Below are 9,991 nucleotides of genomic sequence, written 5' to 3'. Positions count from 1 at the left end.
TAGTTGTTATTGCCAGTGTTATAGCGTGGCACCCCTCTATTACTACTAATCTGTTTGTTCTCTTCAATCGATAAGCTGGCATCGAATGCAAACTCACGCTGTTTCTGCTGAATCAGTCCCTGCATACTATCGCTGCCTGACCCGCTTAAGATAGTCACGCCTGCATTATAAGGTGCTCCTTGTACAGATGGCGTGATATAGGCATTGCCGCTGTTATTAACACTGCTACCATGGCGTATTTGAATACGGCGCTCGCTATTATCACTAATAATAGCAGCGTTGGCACTCATGATACTGGCACAAATACAGAGTGCAATAATAGGCTTGTGAATGTGCCTATCAACTTGTTTTTTTATATTGATCATTGCAACAAACTACCGCTAAAAACGTTTGATCGATACTATCAAATTTTAAGCAAGCAAGCTAAACTATCGTCACCAATTTGGAGTGACTTATTCGTTATTAACACTTATCCTAAACATTTTTATATTGACGTTACTTTATTACTGACAAGTTACTTTATTCGTTACTACTTGTTCAAGCAAACGCCCTATAATTGCAGGTTTTTGTAAGTCTTTTGCCAAATATCACCCTTCTTTCACGCCAACTGTCAGTCACACTTCGCCTATGTCTTCTAACCCGCAATACCGTTTTTCCCGACAAAGCCATCATTTAGGTCAAGGTCATACACCGACCTTTTGGCAACGTAGTCACATTGACCCTTGGTTGACCCTTTTATTACTCACCGTTTGTTGTATTGGGCTGACGATTTTATATAGTGCAGCCGCTCAAGACACTAGTATGGTGCTACGGCAAATGGTCAGCTATGGCGTGGCATTTACAGTTATGATTATCATGGCACAGATACCGCCGAGCCTTTATCGTACCTTTACGCCCATCTTTTATGTACTGGGTCTGATACTACTGGTATTGGTCGATATCATTGGTGAGGTACGTATGGGTGCGCAGCGCTGGATCAACCTACCAGGGTTCGGTAGTGTACAGCCCTCAGAGTTTATGAAGCTTGGTATGCCGATGATGTGTGCATGGTTTCTATCCAAGCGTGACCTTCCGCCTTCATTATCCAGTATCGCTATTACCTTCGCTTTGATTGTGGTGCCAGTATTATTAATCGCCAAAGAGCCTGACCTTGGCACTTCATTACTGGTCGCCGCCAGTGGTATTTTTGTGCTGTTTTTGGCAGGGCTGTCGTGGCGTCTGATTGCAGGCGCGGTGGCTTTAGCCATTCCGTTTGTTGCGTTCGCTTGGAATTTTTTATTACACGACTATCAGCGCACCCGTGTACTTACCTTATTCAATCCTGAAGCTGATGTACAAGGTGCTGGGTGGAATATTATCCAGTCCAAAACGGCCATCGGCTCCGGCGGTCTAACGGGTAAGGGTTATTTAGAAGGCACTCAGTCGCACCTACACTTCTTACCAGAAGGTCATACCGATTTTATTATCGCCGCCTTCTCTGAAGAATTTGGTCTACTTGGCGTTATACTACTCATGTTTATTTATGCCTGCTTGCTGATACGTGCCTTATATATCGCCTTTTCTCATCCTGATACTTATAGCCGCTTGTTAGCTGGTGCGATTGCCATGTCGTTTTTTGTGTATGTATTCGTCAATGTCGGTATGGTCGGAGGGATTTTGCCTGTTGTCGGTGTACCCCTTCCTTTCATTAGCTATGGCGGTACTGCTATTGTCACCTTAATGGCGGGTTTTGGTTTACTTATGTCCATTCATACGCACAAGTCGATCTAAGCATCTCCGTTTTTTATATCTAAAGAGACCGTATTGTAAACATATGGTCTTTTTTTATGCCAAAAAGGTGACATTGGGACTTAAGTGCTTACTTTAGCCTCTCAAACCATTCAATTTAAAACAACAAATCTAAGGCTAAATACATAAATAAAATGCCATTTAACCTCCTCTAGGAATTAGCGAGTTAACAAGTAACTGCATAAACTGGGCTTAGAATCCATTTACTCAGTAACTATACGTAAATCCATAATGAGAAAGCTTTCAGTTTAATTAGCCAGTTTTTAACCATATTATTTGTAATTTCTTCTACATAAACTATAACAAAAATTATCATTTACCCTCTTTTTGATCATATCTAAGATATTGTTTTATATATAAAATTAAATAAAAAACCTTAATGATAACAAGCCAAATATCCGCTATTTAGCCCCTAATCGTAATAAGTTTTAATCCTTGTTTTTTACAATTAATTGCGTTAATCTCGTCTTAGTGTCATTTGTACAGAACCCGTACAGAGCTACTAAGAAAGTTAGCATTTAATTATATTGTCGTTGTAGCTCATCCGTATAGTTAGCAACTTGTAGATTTTGGACTTTCAAAGTCACTACTTAACTAACGATTTAATAACAAACTCATACGCAAGACTATCGAAACCCTTTATTAACTTAGCAATGTTAAAAAAGCGGTTTATTAAATAGCAGTATCTAATTTTAGTTTTTGATGAATGTTTTAATTAAGATTGTTAGCTATCATTTGAGCGTGTCATAACTGGGTTATTGAAACCTTCTACCCATTTATGACAATGAATTAAAAATTACCATATATTAAAATTTATTGAAGCCGGGCGGTAACGTCAGTCATTATGAGAAAGATGATTGATATCGGTTTTAGAGTTTGCGGCACTGTTAGAGTGGTCTAACGCTGCCTCGCTCCATCTAAGAGATTTTTAGTGTTAAGTTTTGATGTATAAGTTATAGAGGTATTTATGAATAAGCGTTTATCTGGTTTACTGACAATGTCAGCCGTACTATTTGCTGGCTCTGCAGTCGTTTCTAATGCCAATGCTGTAGACTCAAAAACCTCCCTTGCAATGGTTTCGCAAGATAACGCCTCCCATATCGACCGTGTACTCGGTGAACTTAGTCGTCAATATAACAGCGCATCAAGCTTAGTAAAGTCTGCACGTCAACCTACCTCATTAGCTCTTAGTAGCTCACTGCTAGCAAGTGATGCTGCACAAGTTAGTAAAGATGACGACGTTTTAGAGCGCCTAACAGCCGTCGCCTCTAACTCTGTGAGCAAATTTAAGCAAACGGGTTTGGCTTCTTGGTATGGTCGTCAGTTTCATGGTCGCAAAACTGCCAGTGGTGAAACCTTTGATATGAATGGTTTAACTGCTGCTCATCGCTCACTACCATTAAATTGTTATGTTAAAGTGACTAATAAGACCAATGGTAAAAGCGTCGTTGTAAAAGTCAATGATCGTGGTCCGTTCCATGGTAACCGTGTGTTAGATTTATCTTATGGTGCTGCCAAAAAGCTTGGTATTACTGGTAAAGGTGTCGGTAACGTCGCGATTGAGCGTGTTTCAGGACCTTAGTTTAAAACGAGTTATTTAAACCATTCGCGGTTTAAACCTTTAACAGTTTTGTGTTTTAACATGTATTTAGCTTTAAAAAAAGCGCCTAACTACTCATGCAGTTAGGCGCTTTTTTGTTGCTTAATGTTGATATATAGTCGCTAGTAAATAAGAGGCGTATATACCGATATTAACTCTTGTCTCTATAGCTCAAAAGCGCTGGCAATGGCATCATCTAGACGTTCAACTGCAATGACATTGATACCCTTGAATTGCGGCGCGTCTTTGGCAGGGGCATTGGCTTTAGGAATAATGGCATGCTTAAAGCCATGCTTCATCGCTTCTTTTAAACGCTCTTGTCCATTGGGCACAGGACGAATTTCACCAGATAAACCGACTTCACCAAAGACCGCCAGTGACGATGGTAGGGCTTTTTCCCTAATGCTTGATGCACAAGCGAGTAGTACCGCCAAGTCTGACCCTGTCTCTATGACTTTAACACCGCCCACGACGTTGACATAGACATCTTGCCCACTGGTATGAATACCGCCATGGCGATGCATGACGGCCAATAGCATAGACAAGCGCTGAAAGTCTAATCCTAATGCCATGCGTCTTGGTGAGCCTTGTGAGTCATCAACCAAAGCTTGCACTTCTACCAATAGCGGTCTTGTACCTTCTCGGCTGACCATGACTACAGAACCGGCTACAGGCTTATCATAGCGGCTTAGAAATATCGCGGATGGATTGGCGACTTCTTTTAGCCCCATATCAGTCATGCCAAAAATACCTAGCTCATTGACCGCGCCAAAACGGTTTTTGACTGCGCGAATCATACGAAAACGCGAATCAGACTGCCCCTCAAAGTATAATACCGTATCAACCATATGCTCAAGAACGCGTGGACCGGCAAGTGTTCCTTCTTTGGTGACGTGTCCTACCAAAAAAAGTGCCGTACCCGTTTGCTTAGCATAGCGTGTCAAAATAGCCGCTGACTCTCGAATTTGACTGACTCCACCTGGTGCAGAGTTAATCGCATCAGTATAAATGGTCTGAATGGAATCAATGATAGCAATAGCCGGCTGCTCTTGCGTTAAAGCCGCGCAAATAGTCTCTACATTGGTTTCAGCGAGCACACGAAGTCTATCAGCGGGTAAATCCAAGCGCTTTGCCCGCATGGCAACCTGTGCCAATGACTCCTCGCCAGTTACATAAAGCGCGCTACCTGCCAGTGAATCTGCTTTTGCCATATTAGTTGCCGTTTGCAGCAAGATAGTTGACTTACCGATACCAGGATCACCGCCAATCAGCACTACAGAACCTGCGACCAAGCCCCCGCCTAATACACGATCAAATTCACCAATGCCCGTCGGCAAACGAGTATCTAAACCGACGCTGACGGCATTGAGCGGCATTACCGCACTATGTGTTCCTGCATAGTTACCAGCTGTAGCACCAGCAGCATGAGAAGGCACACGGCTGGCGTTAGGTTTGGCAGTGTTTTTATTATGATGCGGCATACTGACATTGGGCGCTTCGATTAAGCTATTCCACTCACCGCAGTCACTGCATTGCCCTGCCCACTTACCAAAATGAGCACCGCAATGCTGACAGACATAACTGGTTTTATTTTTTGCCATAATATAGAAGCCTTATGCAAGTGTTGAAGCCATGATAACAAGGTAGTAAGTAAGATAGAGGGTGCTTATCAGCATTTATTGGACAGCAGATGTTAAAAGATAGCTGTGAAGGCAAACTAGCAGTTGCTATAAGTAGCAATGTTTTATAGAGGAAGTAAAATAAATAACGATAGCTGACTAAGATTACCTAGGAATAAATCTTATGTCAGCCTAAATGGATTTTTAATCGATGAGTTGCCAGCTTATACCTGAAAATCTTTACCAAGATACACAGATTTCACTAGCTCGTTGTCTAAGACCTCTTCTGAGGTACCCTCAGCAATGATAGCGCCTTCTGAGACAATATAGGCTTTTTCGCAGATCGCCAAAGTCTCACGGACATTGTGGTCAGTGATTAACACACCGATACCACGTTTTTTGAGCGCTAAAATGACATCTTTGATATCACCAACAGAGATAGGATCTACACCAGCAAAAGGCTCATCCAATAGGATAAATTTGGGATCAGCCGCCAAAGCACGAGCAATCTCACAACGACGACGCTCACCGCCTGATACGCTCATGCCTAATGATTTTCGCACATGCTCTAAATGAAAATCACCAATGAGTTTTTCAAGCTCTTGACGCTGCTGGTTACTGTTCAAATCCTTACGCGTTTGCAGAATGGCTAAGATATTATCTTCAATAGACAGTTTACGAAAAATAGAGGCTTCTTGCGGCAAATAACCAATACCGGCACGCGCTCGCTCATGCATGGCATATTTAGATAAGTCCATTTTACCTAAGGTGACGCGACCTTTATCCATATTAACAAGACCGACCACCATATAAAAACTGGTCGTCTTACCCGCCCCATTTGGACCCAATAACCCAACGACCTGCCCTTGCTCAACAGAGAATGAGACATCTTTAACTACCCAGCGTTTACCATAGCGCTTACCTAAGTTTTGCATAGATAAACGAGCAACAGGCTCAACACCAATAGTCGGTGTTATTGTTTGGTTTTCTGCTAAAGTGGTATTATTTTTATTATCATTCATAACTTACTCATAATGTGATTGCATTTAAATGGGTAGCAACCACTGAAATGTTTAGTCGTTTGTTTATATCACGGTAGATATTATGACTTAGCTCGCCATACAGCTTAGCGTATACCGCTTTGACTGTTACTATTACTAGGCGGGAAAACCAATTCGACGCGCTGACTGCCGCCAGCAGTCGCTTCCACATCGCCATCTTTTAAGCTGTAACGAATGACGTTACCCGAGAAGCTTGCGCCATTTTGTACCAATTTTGCATTGCCTGTTAGCGTAACAATGCCCGTAACGGCATTATAATCGATTTTATTTGCCTGACCTTTTGCTAGACCTTTTTCTTGCGTCACAACCTGCTGCATAGTCGCTGGACGTCCGGTCGCTACAGCCGAATTGATATTACGGCCCTGTGATAAATTGACCGTAATGTTATCAGCGGTCATTTTAAAGGTACCTTGGGTGATAATTACAGTTCCAGAGTAACTAGTCACGCCAGTACGCTCACTATAAGTGGCTTTGTCCGCCAATAATTTGATAGGCTGATTGGCATCCGATGGCAAAGCATGACTATATAGTGGAAGTGCCAAAAGCATCACTACGGGCAGTGCACGCAAGCTATGTGCCACATGAATAGAGCGCGTCGATAGCAAACGTAAAGTAGGCAAAGAATTGAATGTCATAATGTTACTCGTTTTATAATAGGTAATAGAGTTTGCAAACTTACTGCTAGATGCTTTACTGAAGAATATGCTGGTTAAAATAAGGCTTTATCTTGGCGATCAGCGGGCGTAAAAGAGACTGCCACTTGACCAAATTCATAATCGCCCGTCTCAAGATTGGCTTTCATGCTTGACGCTTCAAACCGATTCATACCTTGTTCAACCTTGACCGGCTCATTACTATATACCTGGCCTGACTTGGTATTGCCTTTCAATGTCGCGCCAGTTACTTTAATAGGTTCGACATTGGCATTGGCCGTCTTACCTTCACTGATTAAAGAAAAACCGCCCGATAAGCTCAGCTCACCTGTCTGCTGACTGATAGCAGCCGTCCCCGCTTCAATACGATAACGCTGCTCATCTGAAGGCTCCCAATTCATGGTGATGCCTTTCATCTCATCTTCATTGGTTGCCGGATTGTGCGTTAATGACTCAGCACTCAGCTCATACTCTGTCTCGCCTTGCTCGTTCGTTTGTACCGCCTTGATGTCTGTTGCTTCATAATCAACATCAGAGGTTTCAATCTTGACTGGCGGCGTGATCTCCCCTTGCTGCTTAAAAAACCAGCCGGCAAGACCTGCGATAATTAAGGCAATGACTATTAAAACACGAGTATTCACGATAAATCACCCTGATTTTTTACTTCATCAAGCGTATAGTTCGCGATAAAGTTTTGGTAGTGTCCATGACCCTTTAAAATGAGATCACATACTTCACGTACGGCACCTGTACCGCCGGCACGCGTGGTCACCATATGGCTACGTTTTATCACTTCTGCATGAGCATTTGGCACAGTAGCAGCAAAACCGACTGTTTGCATAGCTTTAATATCTGGTAAATCATCGCCCATATAAGCGCAGTCATCAGTTGTAATATTAAGTGTAGGGTCGAGGCTTGCAAGCAACTCGTTTAATGCCACCAGCTTATCATCACGTCCTTGTACAATGTAATCCACACCAATCTCAGCGGCGCGTTTATCGACCATAGGACTGCTACGACCCGTAATAATCGCGGTCAAGATGCCATAGCGGGCTAATGACTTCACGCCGACGCCATCATGGACAAAAAACGCCTTGGTCTCAACGCCATTGGCATCATAGATAATTTGACCGTTTGATAAAATACCATCAACGTCCATCACCAATAACTTCACTTGTCCGGCTTTTTTGATTAAGTCTTGCATCAGTCATCTCTTTTATTAATAGACAGTCTAATATAACGCTTACTTTACACCGGCTTGTAGTAAATCATGCACCGTAATAACGGCTTCCAAACGCTGCTCGTCATCGATAATAAGTAGCTGACTGATAGTATTCTCATTCATCACGCTAAGCGCATCAGAAGCTCGCATCGATTTACTGATATGACGAGGGCTACTCACCATCAGCTCACGCATCGGCGTTTGTAAATCTATGCCCTTTTCTAAGCCTCGTCTTAAATCGCCATCGGTAAATATCCCCACTACCTTTTTCTCATCATCCGTAACAACCGTCATCCCCAAACGCCCAGCAGACATAATAAATAGCGCTTCTTGTAACGGCGCGTGCTGATTGATAAGCGGCAAATCTTCTGATTTGGTGTGCATCAAATCTTCCACACGTGTCAGTAATTGACGACCTAATGCACCAGCAGGATGTGATAAAGCAAAATCTTCTGAGGTAAAATTGCGCGCATGTACCAAAGCCACTGCTAATGCATCCCCTAGTGCCAATGTCGCTGTGGTACTTGAAGTGGGAGCAAGATTAAGCGGGCAAGCTTCCTGCGACTTACCAAGCGTCAAAATAATATCTGCAGCACGAGGCAGCATACCGCGTTTGTCTCGGCTGATACTAATCAGCGGAATATTTAAGCGTTTGACCACTGGCAATAGCATTCTAATCTCATCTGACTCACCAGAGTTAGAAATGGCAAGCAAAACATCCCCTTCAACTAACATGCCAAGGTCACCATGGCCTGCTTCACCAGGATGCATAAAAAATGCTGGCGTACCAGTAGAGGCAAATGTCGCCGCTATCTTACGTCCGATTAATCCCGACTTACCCATACCCGTTACGACCACGCGACCCTGACATGCCAAAATAATATCACAAGCCTGTGCAAACCTATCATCTATTTGCTCTATCAATAATGCAAGTGCTGCTTTTTCAGTATTGATAGCGTCAATAGCCGTACTGATAAATTGCTCATAGGTCAGATTGCGTTCAGGAGTATTCATACCGTGGCTCTATATTTCTAATTAATTAAAACATTTTACTATAATATGGGCCATATTAATAATCATGGTCGATATTAATAAGATGCGGTAAGGATGCAGATACGAGAGGTTTGCAAGTACGCTAAGAAGTTGTTATTTATATAAGTATCCATACAAAAAAACCCACTATAATAGTAGGTCCTTATATAATATTTCACAGATTATCTATACTTACCTATAAAAACTCTTGTCGTAAAATATCTTAGCATAAAATAGACACAGAGCTATTTAGTTATTGCTATCATCAGACTCATTACTGGGTTTATTATCATAATCCACATTGTCTGACGGCGCTTCAAAACCACGGTCTTGACCAAAACCACCACGCTCAAAACCACGCTCTTGACCTTGGCTGAAGCCGCCACGATTGAAACCACTACGATTGGCAAAGCCGCGCTCTTCAAATCCACTACCGCTGGCTGGACTGCTGCTAGCACCACGTTCAAAACCGCCACTCATGCTGCCGCCTTGGCCTTGTTGATAGCCCATTGGTGCTGCGCCTTGGCTTTGGGTAGTCGTGCCTGGAGTGGTACTACTACGAGGATTACGTGCTGGTACGACGGTTGAGATGGCGTGTTTGTATACCATTTGACTGACAGTATTTTTCAGCAAAACAACATACTGGTCGAATGATTCTATTTGACCTTGTAGCTTGATGCCATTGACCAAAAAAATAGAAACTGGAATGCGATCTTTACGTAGTGAGTTCAAGAACGGATCTTGTAAAGTTTGTCCTTTTGACATGAAATCTCTCCTAAATATTATATAATTATTGTTAGTGCCAATTCTTATAAGGGTTACTTCAATTATAATGGCTAAGGGTAGATACAATAATAAGTTTTATTTATAATACGTATCTAAATAAGTACTAAACCTTGTTAAGTTGTTCTACTTTATCGTGAATATGTCATTATTGTCATAAATTAAGTAACCAGTTGTTGCATTAGTTACTTTTAACATGAAATATGACACGCTCATCACTGAAAAGCCACTTC

Annotated in this window: 8 protein-coding genes and 2 pseudogenes; 2 read left to right on the top strand and 8 right to left on the bottom strand. The window is 42.3% G+C overall.

Annotated features, from left to right (window positions below):
- A pseudogene (locus tag VLN09_RS09515) lies at window positions 1-365 on the bottom strand (peptidase M15A); the annotation flags it as partial.
- Window positions 366-627: 262 nt separating this feature from the next.
- On the opposite strand from VLN09_RS09515, the gene rodA reads away from it, so the two are divergent.
- A complete protein-coding gene (gene rodA / locus VLN09_RS09510; protein ID WP_325245937.1) occupies window positions 628-1,770 on the top strand; it encodes a rod shape-determining protein RodA in 1,143 nt (380 codons plus the stop codon).
- 1,258 nt (window positions 1,771-3,028) lie between these two features.
- A pseudogene (locus VLN09_RS12315) lies at window positions 3,029-3,370 on the top strand (septal ring lytic transglycosylase RlpA family protein); the annotation flags it as partial.
- A 182-nt stretch (window positions 3,371-3,552) separates the two neighbouring features.
- On the opposite strand, the gene radA reads toward VLN09_RS12315, so the two are convergent.
- From radA to hfq, 7 genes are all read right to left on the bottom strand, one after another.
- A complete protein-coding gene (gene radA, locus VLN09_RS09500; protein ID WP_325245933.1) occupies window positions 3,553-4,989 on the bottom strand; it encodes a DNA repair protein RadA in 1,437 nt (478 codons plus the stop codon).
- Between the two features lie 242 nt (window positions 4,990-5,231).
- Complete coding sequence (lptB, locus tag VLN09_RS09495) at window positions 5,232-5,942, bottom strand: LPS export ABC transporter ATP-binding protein (RefSeq protein ID WP_414709120.1); 711 nt, start codon at window positions 5,940-5,942, stop codon at window positions 5,232-5,234.
- Window positions 5,943-6,133: 191 nt separating this feature from the next.
- Window positions 6,134-6,703, bottom strand: a complete 570-nt coding sequence (gene lptA / locus VLN09_RS09490) for a lipopolysaccharide transport periplasmic protein LptA (protein WP_414709119.1) — start codon at window positions 6,701-6,703, stop codon at window positions 6,134-6,136.
- Between the two features lie 74 nt (window positions 6,704-6,777).
- Window positions 6,778-7,362, bottom strand: a complete 585-nt coding sequence (gene lptC / locus VLN09_RS09485; RefSeq protein WP_325245930.1) for an LPS export ABC transporter periplasmic protein LptC — start codon at window positions 7,360-7,362, stop codon at window positions 6,778-6,780.
- On the bottom strand, window positions 7,359-7,925 hold the full coding sequence (locus VLN09_RS09480; RefSeq protein ID WP_325245929.1) for a KdsC family phosphatase: 567 nt from the start codon (window positions 7,923-7,925) through the stop codon (window positions 7,359-7,361). The genes lptC and VLN09_RS09480 overlap by 4 nt, the downstream gene beginning before the upstream one ends.
- 39 nt (window positions 7,926-7,964) lie before the next feature.
- Entirely contained in the window at window positions 7,965-8,957 is a 993-nt protein-coding gene (locus VLN09_RS09475; protein ID WP_325245927.1) for a KpsF/GutQ family sugar-phosphate isomerase, read from the bottom strand.
- Window positions 8,958-9,224: 267 nt separating this feature from the next.
- On the bottom strand, window positions 9,225-9,740 hold the full coding sequence (hfq, locus tag VLN09_RS09470; protein WP_325245925.1) for an RNA chaperone Hfq: 516 nt from the start codon (window positions 9,738-9,740) through the stop codon (window positions 9,225-9,227).
- Window positions 9,741-9,991 lie beyond the last annotated feature (251 nt).

This window comes from Psychrobacter sp. (genome assembly GCF_035469765.1).
Lineage (GTDB): Bacteria > Pseudomonadota > Gammaproteobacteria > Pseudomonadales > Moraxellaceae > Psychrobacter.
Note: the sequence above shows the minus strand (reverse complement) of the source record. Positions and strands in the feature narration are given on the sequence as shown.